This window comes from Paraburkholderia sp. A1RI-2L, assembly GCF_048957375.1.
Taxonomy (GTDB): domain Bacteria; phylum Pseudomonadota; class Gammaproteobacteria; order Burkholderiales; family Burkholderiaceae; genus Paraburkholderia.
The window spans coordinates 277484-290065 of the sequence record NZ_JARBTA010000002.1 but is presented as its reverse complement, the minus strand read 5'-3'; the positions used below and the strand labels follow the sequence as shown (position 1 = coordinate 290065).

14 protein-coding genes are annotated in these 12582 nt (G+C 65.4%); 13 read left to right on the top strand and 1 reads right to left on the bottom strand.

Annotated elements, in window-relative coordinates; translation table 11 throughout:
• Positions 1-328 precede the first annotated feature (328 nt).
• The 4 genes from PWP93_RS16205 to PWP93_RS16190 all read left to right on the top strand — a co-directional run bounded on the left by PWP93_RS16205 (position 329) and on the right by PWP93_RS16190 (position 5149).
• Positions 329-1012 carry a DUF4396 domain-containing protein gene (locus PWP93_RS16205; protein WP_421029089.1) on the top strand — a complete coding sequence of 228 codons (684 nt, stop codon included), beginning with the start codon at positions 329-331 and terminating at the stop codon, positions 1010-1012.
• Positions 1013-1752: 740 nt separating this feature from the next.
• Positions 1753-2520 carry a hypothetical protein gene (locus PWP93_RS16200; RefSeq protein WP_421029090.1) on the top strand — a complete coding sequence of 256 codons (768 nt, stop codon included), beginning with the start codon at positions 1753-1755 and terminating at the stop codon, positions 2518-2520.
• Between the two features lie 442 nt (positions 2521-2962).
• On the top strand, positions 2963-3577 hold the full coding sequence (locus tag PWP93_RS16195; RefSeq protein WP_421029091.1) for a c-type cytochrome: 615 nt from the start codon (positions 2963-2965) through the stop codon (positions 3575-3577).
• A gap of 180 nt (positions 3578-3757) precedes the next feature.
• Positions 3758-5149, top strand: coding sequence for a cytochrome C (locus PWP93_RS16190; protein WP_421029092.1), 1392 nt, complete (start codon positions 3758-3760; stop codon positions 5147-5149).
• A gap of 79 nt (positions 5150-5228) precedes the next feature.
• Here the strand turns inward: PWP93_RS16190 and PWP93_RS16185 are convergent, their stop codons facing one another.
• Positions 5229-5741, bottom strand: coding sequence for an acylphosphatase (locus PWP93_RS16185; RefSeq protein ID WP_421029093.1), 513 nt, complete (start codon positions 5739-5741; stop codon positions 5229-5231).
• 191 nt (positions 5742-5932) lie between these two features.
• Between PWP93_RS16185 and atpD the strand changes: the two genes are divergently transcribed.
• From atpD to PWP93_RS16140, 9 genes are read left to right on the top strand one after another with little or no spacing between them, the layout of a single operon-like run.
• Complete coding sequence (gene atpD, locus PWP93_RS16180; protein ID WP_421029094.1) at positions 5933-7450, top strand: F0F1 ATP synthase subunit beta; 1518 nt, start codon at positions 5933-5935, stop codon at positions 7448-7450.
• Positions 7447-7905, top strand: coding sequence for a F0F1 ATP synthase subunit epsilon (locus PWP93_RS16175; protein ID WP_421029095.1), 459 nt, complete (start codon positions 7447-7449; stop codon positions 7903-7905). Before atpD ends, PWP93_RS16175 begins: the two co-directional genes overlap by 4 nt.
• The gene (locus tag PWP93_RS16170) at positions 7902-8198 is read left to right on the top strand and encodes an AtpZ/AtpI family protein (protein WP_421029096.1); all 297 of its coding nucleotides are present in this window, start codon (positions 7902-7904) and stop codon (positions 8196-8198) included. The genes PWP93_RS16175 and PWP93_RS16170 overlap by 4 nt, the downstream gene beginning before the upstream one ends.
• Complete coding sequence (locus PWP93_RS16165; RefSeq protein ID WP_421045111.1) at positions 8195-8470, top strand: ATP synthase subunit I; 276 nt, start codon at positions 8195-8197, stop codon at positions 8468-8470. The genes PWP93_RS16170 and PWP93_RS16165 overlap by 4 nt, the downstream gene beginning before the upstream one ends.
• Positions 8467-9165, top strand: a complete 699-nt coding sequence (locus PWP93_RS16160) for a F0F1 ATP synthase subunit A (RefSeq protein WP_421029098.1) — start codon at positions 8467-8469, stop codon at positions 9163-9165. Before PWP93_RS16165 ends, PWP93_RS16160 begins: the two co-directional genes overlap by 4 nt.
• Complete coding sequence (locus PWP93_RS16155; RefSeq protein WP_410852683.1) at positions 9162-9407, top strand: F0F1 ATP synthase subunit C; 246 nt, start codon at positions 9162-9164, stop codon at positions 9405-9407. Before PWP93_RS16160 ends, PWP93_RS16155 begins: the two co-directional genes overlap by 4 nt.
• Positions 9408-9417: 10 nt before the next feature.
• Positions 9418-10167 (top strand): F0F1 ATP synthase subunit B, encoded by a 750-nt coding sequence (locus PWP93_RS16150; RefSeq protein WP_421029099.1) that lies wholly within the window; start codon positions 9418-9420, stop codon positions 10165-10167.
• Complete coding sequence (locus PWP93_RS16145; RefSeq protein ID WP_421042787.1) at positions 10154-11716, top strand: F0F1 ATP synthase subunit alpha; 1563 nt, start codon at positions 10154-10156, stop codon at positions 11714-11716. The genes PWP93_RS16150 and PWP93_RS16145 overlap by 14 nt, the downstream gene beginning before the upstream one ends.
• Positions 11713-12582 carry a F0F1 ATP synthase subunit gamma gene (locus PWP93_RS16140; protein ID WP_421045110.1) on the top strand — a complete coding sequence of 290 codons (870 nt, stop codon included), beginning with the start codon at positions 11713-11715 and terminating at the stop codon, positions 12580-12582. Before PWP93_RS16145 ends, PWP93_RS16140 begins: the two co-directional genes overlap by 4 nt.

Below are 12582 nucleotides of genomic sequence, written 5' to 3'. Positions count from 1 at the left end.
GTCTGTCTCGCGCGCTCCCACAACTTGAACCGGTCACGCCGCAAGCGCTCCGTATGTTTCAAGGAATGGACGTTGCGGGTACCTGCTTGCGCCGACGTTCGTGCGAACGCCGAAGCAGTGAGCGATTTGCGATGGTCCGCCACGATGCCCGGTATGGGAATCTGCGTCCGCATTCGTGATGGAAGGTCGTCGCTCACCTGCGCCAGTGGAACGCAATTTTTCAATTTGCTCGGCCAGAGCGACATCTCAGTCGACGCTCCGGCTGTGCCGCGCCGGAGTGACCAGGGTTTGCTGCAAGTCCCGTGCGCCGAATTGCGGAGTGCAAGGAATGGAACAAAATGGACTCGAAGCATTTGTCGCCCTCTGGCTCGCTGCCAGCGTCCTTTCTGCGGCTTGGGTTACCTGGGACGTGACAGGAGGCGGACGGCATCAACGCATGACGGTCATGGCGGTCGTCTGGCCGTTGACCATGTTGTACTGGGGGCCGCCAGGGCTAGTCTTTTATGTTTCCTTGGGGCGTGCCGTTCGCGTGACGGCGAGCAGGAGTCACGACGAAGATGACAAGTCAGTGGCTCCGATGTGGCATGCAGCGTTCAAAGGCGCGATGCACTGCGGCGCGGGCTGCGCGCTCGGCGACTTTATTGGTGAATGGGTAGCATTCGGTACTACTTTCAGAGCGGCTGGCTCGGCACTGGGCGGGAAACTGCTTCTCGCGTTCGTGCTTGCCTACTTGATTGGGATCGCCTTCCAGTTTTTCTCGATCGCCCCGATGCGGGGACTTGGTCTGCGCGACGGCATCGTCGCTGCCGTGAAGGCCGACACGCTTTCACTTGTGGCCTACGAGATGGGTATGTTCGCGTGCATGGTGGCGTTCGCCATGGCGTTTCCCGGGCTCGAGCCGATCAATTTACGCTATTGGCTTCTCATGCAGCTGGCAATGCTGGCCGGATTCATTACCACGTATCCGGTGAACTGGTGGCTCATCAGTCACGGCATGAAAGAAAAGATGTGAAGAGATTATTCGATCTCGGGACAGGAGAGGTGGTGACTGTAAACGTGCCGAAGCGATGTTGCAGGGCAAGGAAGGTGATCGTGGTCGAGTGGCCAGGGACAATCGTCGCTTTATCGAAGCGGCGCTGTGGATAAGTCGCATGGGCACCCAGCGATGCGGCGTGCCCGGCGGAACTCGGCCACTGGCACACCGTGCACACGTGATTCGCGAGGGCGACGCCGAGGTGTCTGGCAGCTGGACGTTTGATCGAACTGGCGATACTTCAGGCTGTCGTCTGCCTTTCGAGGAGGTCGTCGAGGGCTTGTACGCTACTTTGGCTTGCCATCGCTGCTGGCGAACCGGTCCCGGGTGCGGACCAGCGGCTGGCCGCAAAGAATAGTCATGCCGTGATGTAAATCAAAAGAATACCGGCTGGACGAATTAGCCTTTGGTCAAGTCAAGTTGTGGAACATCGGATGATGTGGTTTGCCGCAACGCGGCGGGGGCGGCTTCGAATGGCTGCTCGTGCTTCTAATTGTCGCGGCTTGGGCTGTGGTGCCCGGTTTGGTTAGCCGGTCCTCACCTTGCCAACGGTAACGAAGTACTCGAAGCCGGTCGGCTCCTGGCATACTCGACGACCGCTGCGCGTACGGTGAGATCGACGCCGACGAATCATAAAACGGGCGCGCAGACCTGGAGCGCCCAGAAGTGCAGGCCGTGCTTCGCGGGCGCGGTTTCATCACGTTAGCAGGGGAGAGATCATGAACAGACGGGTTTTGGCGGCCTTGGCGGCCTCTGCGCTTGCGCTCGCATCCATCCCGGCATGGGCGCAATCCACCAATAGCACCGACACATCTGCGGCATCGGGTTACGGGAGGGGTTACGGCATGGGCCCCGGAATGATGGGTGGCTACGGAACGGGAGCATGGCAGCGCGAAACGGGCGATGGCCGTCCCCATGGGCCGGGCGGGTGGTCAATGGGACCGGGCATGATGGGCGGCTTCGCAGACCGTCCTGTCGATTCAGCCTGGGAGGGCGGTGTTTTCACCCATGCACAGGTCGCGAAGTATTTGCGTGAGAGCGCCGCTCAGGGCCACGTCGACACCAGTGCCAACGCCATTACATATGGCGGGACGGAGATCACCATCAACATGGTCACGGTGCAACCGGGACATGACGACCAGACCTTTGAGGTCGCCGGTCTCACGAATCCGACACTCGTTGTTCCGCGTGGCGCGACGGTTCATCTGAATCTGGTGAACATGGACTATGGCGGCAATATGGAGCACGGCCTGATCATCACCCCAGCTCCACCGCCATACCCCTATATGTCGATGATGTACACGGGGGCCGGCCTCGCGCAGGTCGAACCACTTCTCCCATGGCGCAGCAAGAAGGATGTCGGACAAGCTAGGTACGCGGCGCTCTCGACAACCTTCGTCGCTCGCGACGCTGGCACCTACTGGTATGTTTGCCCGACCCCTCGGCACGCTGAAGAAGGCATGTACGGAAAGTTTGTCGTGCGTTGACTCGGGTGGGCGTTGTACACCAACGGCGTTAATGAAGCAGGCGCCTGTTTGAGGAGCCGAAGCGTTCGGAGTCGAAGCGCTGCTTACTGGGGATGAGGAGTCTAGTGAACGAGCGAGGTACGGTCCGGGTGAGTTCATGGCTGCCTGCCACCGGACGCGATCACCTCAAATCGCCCCTGAATTGCACTTCGACAGGGCGCAGGTCGACCGGCGGGTTCCGGGGAAACATTTGCACCTGAGCACCGGCGCGATCGTGATGGAGACACTCGGGACTCGCCACTGTAGTGCCGTCGCTTGTGACAAGAAAGCCGAATACGTCGCGTGTGTGGGGCAACACGTCCGCCTTCAACTTTCCCTTTGTCTTGAGTTCAAAAATATCCTACGCTGCCCGAACGGGTTGACATCTTCCATCCGTTCGACTTGAAGACAACGTAGATAAAAAATGATCCTCGGTCCACGATTGCCCGTAATTGCGCTGCTTGCTGCAGCTGGCCTCACCTTTACGCCAGCCCTCGCACAGAGCGAGGATGGCACCCGCATTGCCATGCAGATTTGTTCCGGCTGCCATGGTGTAGGCGGGCGTAGCGAATCGCCGATGTTTCCGAAGCTCAATGCGCAGACCCCCGAATACATCGAAGCCCAGTTGAAAGGATTCCGCGAGCACGCGCGTGGTGAAAACACTGCCCGCGATTACATGTGGGGCATTGCCGCACTGCTGGACGACGCCGCTGTCAAGTCGCTGGCCGACTATTTCTCGCACCAGCCGGCAACGCGAGGCGCGAGTGGAGATGCCGCCTTGACGGCCAGGGGACAGGAAATCTTCGAACGTGGGGTGCCGGATAAGGGCGTGCCGGCTTGCGCAACATGTCACGGCGCGCAGGCCCAGGGAGCCGGCACATTCCCACGGCTGGCCGGGCAACACAAGGAGTATCTGTTGCATCAGATCGAGGTTTTCAAAAACGGTACGCGTGGCAATGCGCCTGTGATGAGTGCAGTTGCACATACCTTGAATGACGAACAGGCTAAGGCCGTGGTGACCTACCTGCAATCCAGATAAGCCATTCCCCCCCGCATGGCGGGGGCAGTGGACTCTGAACAAGTTGTTCCGTATGCCAGTTGATCTTGATCAATGCGCCGCAGCCAAGGCACAGCGAGATTCACTCATGGCTAAATGATTCGCCTTCGCTACCGATGCCTTCAAGGAAGAGTGCAAGGCGGCGACACCGCAGGGGGAAAAATGATCACGACGTCCGCTCTTGCCCGCGACCGAACATGCTGCTACCTGCTTCGCCGCGCCTGGATTGCTGTAGTGGCGGCACTTTGCCTGCTCCAGGCTTCTGCAGCCCATGCATTGCCCATATTCGCACGACAGACGGGGCAAAGTTGCGTGGCGTGTCACGCCGGCGGGCAATTTCCTGAACTGACTCCCTACGGGCGGTGGTTCAAGTTAAATGGCTACACCATCGGCAAGCGCACGATTCCGCTAGCAGCAATGGCCACTGCCGATCTGAGTAACACACGCAATAACCTCGACTCTAACGGGATGCCCATCAATCCCAAAAACGGCCTTCCAATGTTCGATTCGGCCAGCATCTTCCTCGCAGGGAAAATTACCGATCATATTGGCGGATTCGCTCAGTTCACATACTCGAATTACGATCACCAGAACGGTGACGGCCGGTGGCAGGGTCGCTGGGGGTCGGACAACACCGACTTCCGTTTTGTGGACAGTATCATCGGGGACACCAGCGACCTGATACTCGGCCTGACCGTGCACAACAATCCCACCGTGCAGGACGTGTGGAATAGCGCGCCGGCGTGGAGCTACCCCTACATTTCCTCAACGATTAGCCCGGTTGCCCGCATTGAGAACCTGCCAATTATCGACGGGGCACTGGCCCAACAGGTCGTAGGCACGGGCGCCTATATGTATTGGAACAAGACGATTTACGCGGAATTGACGGCGTACAGCACGGCAGATGGCATCTGGTCGTTCCTGAGCCATGGAAACAGTGCGGGCGACCCAGCTCACCCGCAGATCTATCTGCGCGGGTACAACCCATACGCGCGAATCGCCTTTACCCGTGACTGGGGTCCACATAGTGTCATGCTAGGCGCGTTCGGGTTTAACGTGAACGTCTATCCCAACGATGCAAACGATTTCCCGATATTCGTGCAGGGCGTAACCCGCTATCGGGATATTGGCGCGGACGCGCAGTATGAATACATCCTCGACCCGCATACGATTACCGCCCAGGCGCTCTATGTCAAAGAGAATATCCACGACCCGAACAATTTCGTTCTGGGCGACAGCACGTCGGGGAATCTGAACAGCCTGCGGCTTAAGGCGTCATACGTCTACCAGAACAAATACGGTATAAGCCTTTCATTCTTCAATACGACGGGTAGTTCTGATAGCGTCGCCTACGCCGGCAGCGCGAATTTCTCCCCCAATACGCAAGGCTGGACGCCTGAGATTTTTTGGATCCCGGTGCAATACCTTCGCATCGGCTTACAGTATACGCATTTCACCAAATACCTTGGCGCGAGCAGCAACTACGATGGTAACGGGCGCAACGCAAGTTCCAACGACACGCTGTTTCTATACTTGTGGGCGGCGTCCTGGTGATACACGTTTGCTCCTGCACGCGGCTTTGTCGAATTGATGAAGATGGCATGTGTTCTTTCAAGGCGTAAAGGATTCCTTGTTATTGGGTGCGAGGTAGCTTACGCCAGGCCATTCCCGCCAGATGAAAAGGCGCACCCGAAGTGTGGCGCGATGACAGGCCGCATTCATGCTGAACGGGAACGACTGGATACCGTCCGCTGAATGTCGCCTTGTCACGATGGAGAGGCGCGCCGGCGAGGCCGTGCGGCCTGGTATGGCGCAGCACGGCGATTCGCTCCTTCGTCACTTCACTCGCATCTATTGAGAAGCGCAAAGCACTTGATGACCCTCGCTTCCACGCGCTCGTGCGCCACTCATCCGAAGGCGGGGTAGACGGGCCGCCGGCTTTGACTACGCGAGCCGATGAAATTTGCGCGGTGCCCTCCGGAAGGTCAGTTAGCTCGAATTCGTCGATGGGGGTGCCGGGCATGCCCTTTCCTGGCCAGATGCACGTGTCGAGGAGCTGCTTCGGCGAACCCTGCACGAATACCTTCACTTGGCCATCCAAAAGGTTGCGCACCCAGCCGGTAATCCTCATCTCTATCGCGCGCATGACTGGTTGCATCCTGTCGAGCTGTTCGCGCGCGAGACGCGCCCAGAACGACTCGGGGCGCGCCTCGCCTCTTCGACGAGCGCGCGGGAGACGGCCATACCCGCCGATTTGCAGGGCGAGGCGCAGCGAATTGACCGAGATCAGTCGAGATGCGCATCCAGCGCTTATCCTGGACGAATCGAACCCGTGCCATGCGGAGCAACGACGTGCCCATTTGCGCCACCGACCCGAATATCTCGACGACGCCTGCAGACCAGGCCGTGCCTGTTGGCGCTGCACGCGTGAGCGCCGTGCGCGGCGCCGTGGTGGACGTCGTGTTCGAGACGGGCCCGCTGCCGGACGTGGAAGACGCGCTGTGGATCATGGGCGACGACGGCTCGCGACTGACGGCCGAGGTGCAGGCGCATCTCGGTCCTACGGCATTGCGCGCGCTCGCCTTGCAATCGACGGCCGGATTGCGGCGCGGCGCGCGTGTCGAGCCCCAGGGCGGGCCGCTAGAAGTGCCGGTGGGCGAGGCGGTGCTCGGCCGTCTGCTAGACGTGAGCGGCGCCACGCATGACGGCGGCGCACCGCTCGACCCTGCGGCGCCACGCCGTCCGATCCATCGCGCGGCGCCTGCGCTTGCCGCGCTGCGCGGCTCCACCGAAATCTTCACGACCGGCATCAAGGCGATCGATCTGCTCGCGCCGCTCGCGCAGGGCGGCAAGGCGGCGATGTTCGGCGGCGCGGGCGTCGGCAAGACAGTACTCGTGATGGAGCTGATCCACGCCATGGTCCAGCGTTACCAGGGCATCTCGGTGTTCGCGGGCGTGGGCGAGCGCTCGCGCGAGGGCCACGAGATGCTCTCCGACATGCGCGGCTCCGACGTGCTCGCGCGCACCGTGCTGGTGTATGGCCAGATGAACGAGCCGCCCGGCGCGCGTTGGCGCGTGCCGCTCACGGCGCTCACCATCGCCGAATATTTTCGCGACGAGAAACGCCAGAACGTATTGCTGATGATCGACAACGTGTTCCGCTTCGTGCAGGCGGGCGCGGAGGTATCGGCATCGCTCGGGCGCATGCCGTCGCGGGTGGGCTATCAGCCCACGCTCGCGAGCGAGGTGGCCGCCTTGCAGGAGCGCATCGTCTCGGTGGGCGGCGCGGCGGTGACGGCCGTGGAGGCCGTCTACGTGCCCGCCGACGATTTCACCGATCCGGCCGTGACCACCATCGCCGCGCACGTGGACAGCATGGTCGTGCTCTCGCGCGCGATGGCCGCCGAGGGCATGTATCCGGCCATCGACCCGATTGCGTCGTCATCGGTGCTGCTCGACCCGCTGGTGGTGGGTGCGGAGCACGCGGCCATCGCGACCGAGGTGCGGCGGCTCATCGAACATCATCGTGAATTGCAGGACGTGATCGCGCTGCTTGGGGTGGAGGAGCTGGGCGCCGAAGATCGCCTGCTCGTACAACGCGCGCGCCGCCTGCAACGTTTTCTCACCCAACCGTTCACGGTGACCGAGGCGTTCTCGGGCCAGCCGGGCCGTTCGGTCTCGATCGCGCAGACGCTCGCGGGCTGCAAGGCGATTCTTGCCGGCGAGTGCGACGAGTGGCAGGAGCGCTCGCTTTTCATGGTCGGCACGCTCGACGAGGCGCGCGCGAAGGAACGCGCCTCGACGAGCTTGCCCACGACACCCACGGCGGACGCGCACGCGGGAGCCCCCGCATGAACGACGCGCTGCTCGACCTCACGATTGCCACGCCGCTCCAGATGGTGGTGAACCACGCCATGGCGCGCGCCCTGCGCGCCGAGGACGAAAGCGGTTCGTTCGGCATCCGGCCCGGTCATGCGGACTTCATCACGATGCTCGCCCCTTCGGTGGTGCGCTGGGCCGCGCCGGACGGCGCGCGGCGCTTTTGTGCCGTGGACGGCGGCGTCATGACCGTATCCGGCGGCCGTGTGGTGGCGATTGCGTGCCGCGAGGCGATAGCCGGCGATTCGCTCGAATGGCTGGAGCGCGAAGTGGCGCGCGTGCGCGCGGCCCAGCTCGACGCCGGGCGGCGCGTGCGCGTGGAAACCGTGCGACTGCACGCGCAGGCGGTACGGCAGATGGTGCGGTATCTGCGCGGTCCGGTCGTGCCCGACGGGCAGGACATTCCGGCGCCGCGGGAGCACCGGCGATGAGCGGTCCAACACATGAGCCCGATCACGTTGCCCGTGCGGCGCGCGAGGCCGCCGTGCGCGAGGCGCGCGGCCGGGCGCAACCCGAACCGTCGCTCGGCAGCCGTCTCGGGCAGATCGGCATTCTCGGCTGGACCATCGTGCTGCCGACGCTCGCGGGCCTCGTGATCGGCCGCGTGCTCGACCGGCTATTCGGTACGCGCGTGTTTTTCTCGGCGCCGCTGCTCATGCTCGGCGCGGCGGCGGGCCTCTGGTTCGCCTGGAAATGGATGCATCGACAGGATTCTTCAGGATGACGGAACATGTGACGATCTGGGCCTGCCTGGCGGGCCTCGCCGCGGGCGCCGGGGCCGGCGCCGCGCACTTCGCGGCGCTGCGCTGGAATACGCGGCTGCTGGTGGCGGGCCGCATCGGCTTCGCGCTCGGCGCACAGGCCGTGCGCTGTCTGCTGACCGCGCTGGTGCTGTTCGCGCTCGCACGCGCGGGCGCCCCGGCGCTGCTCGCGGGCATCGCGGGCCTGCTGCTCGCGCGCCACGCCGTGCTGCGGCTCACGGCGGTGAAGCGATGAAAACCTCGCCGCTTGCCACCGCGCCGCTCTGGCATCTCGGCCCGTTGCCGATCACGGCGCCCGTGGTGGTGACATGGGCCATCATGGCCGGCCTCGCCATCGCCGCCGCGCTGCTCACGCGGCGGCTCGCGCTCGTGCCCTCGAAGGCGCAGACTGTGCTGGAGCTGTTCGTCACCACGCTCGACGCGCAGATCCGCGACACCCTCGAAGGCGATCCCGCGCCGTACCGCGCGCTGATCGGTACGCTCTTCGTGTTCGTGCTCGCGGCGAACTGGTCCTCGCTGCTGCCGGGCGTGGAGCCGCCCACCGCGCATATCGAAACCGATGCCGCGCTCGCGCTGATCGTGCTGGCCGCCACCGTCTTTCACGGCCTGCGCACGCGCGGGCTGCGCGGCTACCTCGCGACCTTCGCCGAGCCCACCTGGGTGATGATCCCCCTGAATGTCGTCGAGCAGCTCACGCGCACGTTCTCGCTCGTCGTGCGCCTGTTCGGCAACGTGATGAGCGGCGTGTTCGTGGTGGGCATCGTGCTCTCGCTCGCGGGGCTGCTAGTGCCGATTCCGCTGATGGCGCTCGATCTCCTCACGGGCGCAGTCCAGGCCTACATTTTCGCGGTGCTGGCGATGGTGTTCGTCGGCGCCGCGGCGGGCGGCGCGCAGGCCGGCGCCGGCCATGGCGCACAGGAACAACCATGAACCTCATCGAAATCGTCAGCATTGCCGCTGCCGCACTCGCCGTCTCGTTCGGCGCCATCGGGCCCGCGCTCGCCGAGGGCCGCGCCGTCGCGGCCGCGATGGACGCCATCGCGCGCCAGCCCGACTCCGCGGGCACGCTCTCGCGCACGCTGTTTGTCGGTCTCGCGATGATCGAAACGATGGCGATCTACTGCCTCGTGGTCGCGCTCCTGCTGCTGTTCGCCAATCCGTTCGTCAAGTAAGGCCGCGGCCATGCATATCGACTGGTCGACGCTTGCCTTGCAGACCGTCAATGCCCTCGTGCTGGTGTGGCTGCTCGCGCGTTTCCTGTTCCGGCCCGTGGCGGAGATCGTGGCGGCGCGCCAGAAGGCCGCGCAGGCGCTGCTCGCCGATGCCCTGGCGTGCCGGAGCGCGGCGCAGGCCGAGCAGCAGGCCGCGAGCGCTCAGGCCGCGAAGCTCGCGGCCTCGCGTGAGGCGGTGCTGGAGGCCGCGCAGGCCGAGGCGAAAGCAGGCAAGGACGCGCTGCTCGCCGCAGTGCGGGCCGAGGCTGCGCAATTGCGCGCCGATGCCGCTGGCGAGATCGAACGCGCGCGCGCCGCGCAGGCACGGGCGATTGAAAACGATGCAGTGCGGCTTGCCGTCGAGATCGCGGGGCGGCTGCTCGACCGTTTGCCGCCGCAGGCGCGCGTAGCGGGTTTTATCGACGGCACGGCCGGGGTGCTGGCCGCCTTGCCGCCCGAGACGCGCGCCGGATTCGCCGCGCCGGGAGAGCCGCTTGCGCTCGCCGCACCGCGCGCGCTGAGCGCCGCCGAAGAGGCGGCGTGCGTCACGGCCTTCGGCGCGGCGCTCGGCCGGCCCGTGACCTTGCAGGTGCGCGAAGACCCGGCGCTGATCGCCGGGCTCGAACTCACAGGCTCGCACGCCGTGGTGCGCAACCACCTGCGTCATGATCTCGACGATATCCGCGAGACCTTGCTGGAGCACGCCATTGAGCGCCGCTGACACCTCGGCCGAGGATGCCCATGGTGCCGATCTGGCGGGCGAGGCCGACCGCTGGTTCGAGCGTCAGCACAGCGCGCTCGCGCGCGTGCATCCTGGCGCCGATGCAAGAACGTTCGGGCGCGTGGAGCGTATCGCCGACGGCGTCGCGCATATTTCGGGACTGCCCGACGTCGCGCTCGACGAGACGGTGCGCTTCGCAAGTGGCGCGACGGGCTATGTGCGCACGCTCGACAGCGAACTCGCGAGGATCGTGCTGCTGGACGGCGCGCAAGGCGTGGCGGCGGGCGAGCGCGTCGAGCGTACAGGCGCCGTGCTTCAGGTGCCGGTGGGCGAGGACCTGCTCGGTCGCGTGATCGATCCGCTGGGCCGGCCGCTCGATCGCGGCGCACCGCTTGCCGCCAGCGCGTGGCTACCGGTGGAGCGGCCTGCGCCGGCCATCGTCGAGCGCGCCGCTGTGACCGAGCCGCTCGAAACCGGCATGCTGATCGTCGATGCCTTGTTCGCGATCGGACGCGGCCAGCGCGAACTCATCATCGGCGACCGCGCGACGGGCAAGACCTCGCTCGCCGTCGACGCGATCGTCAACCAGCGCGCGAGCGACGTGGTCTGCGTCTACGTCGCGGTGGGGCAGCGCGCCACGGCGGTCCAGCGCGTGATCGACGCCGTGCGCGAGCGCGGCGCGCCGCAGCGCTGCGTGTTCGTGGTCGCGTCCTCGGCGGCGTCGCCGGGCATGCAATGGATCGCGCCGTTCGCGGGCTTCTCGGTGGCCGAATACTTCCGCGACCGCGGCCAGCACGCGCTCGTCGTGATCGACGATCTCTCGAAACACGCGGCCACGCACCGCGAACTGGCGCTGCTCACCGGCGAGCCGCCAGGCCGCGAGGCCTATCCCGGCGATATCTTCTATCTGCACGCGCGGCTGCTGGAGCGCGCCGCGAAGCTGAGCCCCGCGCTGGGCGGCGGTTCGCTGACCGCGCTGCCCATCGCCGAGACCGACGCGGGCAATCTCTCGGCCTACATCCCCACGAATCTGATCTCGATCACCGATGGCCAGCTCGTGATGGATGCCGCGCTCTTCGCATCCAACCAGCGGCCGGCGGTCAACGTGGGGCTGAGCGTGAGCCGCGTGGGCGGCAAGGCGCAGACAGCCGCGCTGCGCCAGGTGGCCGGGCCCCTGCGGCTCGACTATGCGCAGTTCCTCGAACTGGAGATATTCACGCGCTTTGGCGGCCTCACGGATGCGCGCGTGAGCGCGCAGATCGCGCGCGGCGAGCGGATTCGCGCCTTGCTCGCGCAGCCGCGCTTCAGCGCGCTGGGCACGGGCGACCAGGTGGCGCTGCTCGCCGCGCTCGCCGCGGGCGTGTTCGACGCGGCGCCCGCGAGCGTGGCCGCGCAGATTCGCGAGCGCCTCGCGCAGCGGCATGCACAGCGATCGACGGTTCATTCGGATGCCGAAGCATCGCTAAACCTCGCCCAGCTTCGCGAGTGGGTGCGCGAGCGGATTTCCGATACGGCGGCGGGCGGCGCGCCCGCCAGGGAGCACGAATGAGCGGCAAGCTCGGCGAAATCGAGAGCCGGATCGCGGCGACGCATCAACTCGATGCCGTGATCGCGGCGATGCGCGGCATTGCGGCCTCGCGCTCGCACGAGGCGCGCGAGCGGCTGGCCGGCATCCGCGCGGCGGCGGCGACGGCGGGGGCGGCGATCGGTGAAGTGCTCGCGTTCGCGACCGAAGGCGCGGCCGGCGGTCCAGCGGCCGGCGCGGGGGGCGGCGACGTGTGCATCGTCGTCGGCACGGAGCAGGGCTTCGTCGGCGCGCTCAACGACGAATTGGCGGAGCACGCGCTGCATCAGGACGGCGGTGCGCATACGTACCGCTGGCTGCTCGTCGGTTCGCGGCTCGCGAGCGCCGCCGCCTCGCGCGGCCTGAGCGCTGCCTGGTCCGCACCGATGGCGGCGCATCCCGACGCCATTCCGCAACTGGCGGTCCGCATTACCGATGCGCTCTACGCGCGGCTCGCGCGCGGCCAGCGCGCCGCCCGGATTTCGGTGGTGAGTGCGCAGCCCGGCGAGTCACGCTTGCAGATCGCGCAGCGCACCCTCATTCCCTTCGAATTCACGCGCTTCCGGGTATCCCCGCGCGCGCAGCCACCGCTTGTCAACCTCGCGCCGGCGCGGCTGCTGTCCGGTCTCGTCGACTTTTATGTGTTCGTGCAATTGTGCGAAGCGCTGATGCTCTCGTTCGCGGCTGAAAACGAAGCGCGCGTGCGCGCGATGCTCGCGGCGCGCACCCACGTGCAGCAGCGCCTGAATGATCTCACGCAGCACTATCGGGCAGTGCGCCAGGAGGAGATTACCTCGGAGATCGTCGAGCTGAGCGCCGGCGGCGAGGCTGCCCGTCGCGCCGTGGATTGA

Coding starts and splice junctions, on each gene's coding strand:
- PWP93_RS16205 (WP_421029089.1), top strand. CDS start 329: ATGGAACAAAATGGACTCGAAGCATTTGTCGCCCTCTGGCTCGCTGCC.
- PWP93_RS16200 (WP_421029090.1), top strand. CDS start 1,753: ATGAACAGACGGGTTTTGGCGGCCTTGGCGGCCTCTGCGCTTGCGCTC.
- PWP93_RS16195 (WP_421029091.1), top strand. CDS start 2,963: ATGATCCTCGGTCCACGATTGCCCGTAATTGCGCTGCTTGCTGCAGCT.
- PWP93_RS16190 (WP_421029092.1), top strand. CDS start 3,758: ATGATCACGACGTCCGCTCTTGCCCGCGACCGAACATGCTGCTACCTG.
- PWP93_RS16185 (WP_421029093.1), bottom strand. CDS start 5,741: ATGCGCGCGATAGAGATGAGGATTACCGGCTGGGTGCGCAACCTTTTG.
- atpD (WP_421029094.1), top strand. CDS start 5,933: ATGCGGAGCAACGACGTGCCCATTTGCGCCACCGACCCGAATATCTCG.
- PWP93_RS16175 (WP_421029095.1), top strand. CDS start 7,447: ATGAACGACGCGCTGCTCGACCTCACGATTGCCACGCCGCTCCAGATG.
- PWP93_RS16170 (WP_421029096.1), top strand. CDS start 7,902: ATGAGCGGTCCAACACATGAGCCCGATCACGTTGCCCGTGCGGCGCGC.
- PWP93_RS16165 (WP_421045111.1), top strand. CDS start 8,195: ATGACGGAACATGTGACGATCTGGGCCTGCCTGGCGGGCCTCGCCGCG.
- PWP93_RS16160 (WP_421029098.1), top strand. CDS start 8,467: ATGAAAACCTCGCCGCTTGCCACCGCGCCGCTCTGGCATCTCGGCCCG.
- PWP93_RS16155 (WP_410852683.1), top strand. CDS start 9,162: ATGAACCTCATCGAAATCGTCAGCATTGCCGCTGCCGCACTCGCCGTC.
- PWP93_RS16150 (WP_421029099.1), top strand. CDS start 9,418: ATGCATATCGACTGGTCGACGCTTGCCTTGCAGACCGTCAATGCCCTC.
- PWP93_RS16140 (WP_421045110.1), top strand. CDS start 11,713: ATGAGCGGCAAGCTCGGCGAAATCGAGAGCCGGATCGCGGCGACGCAT.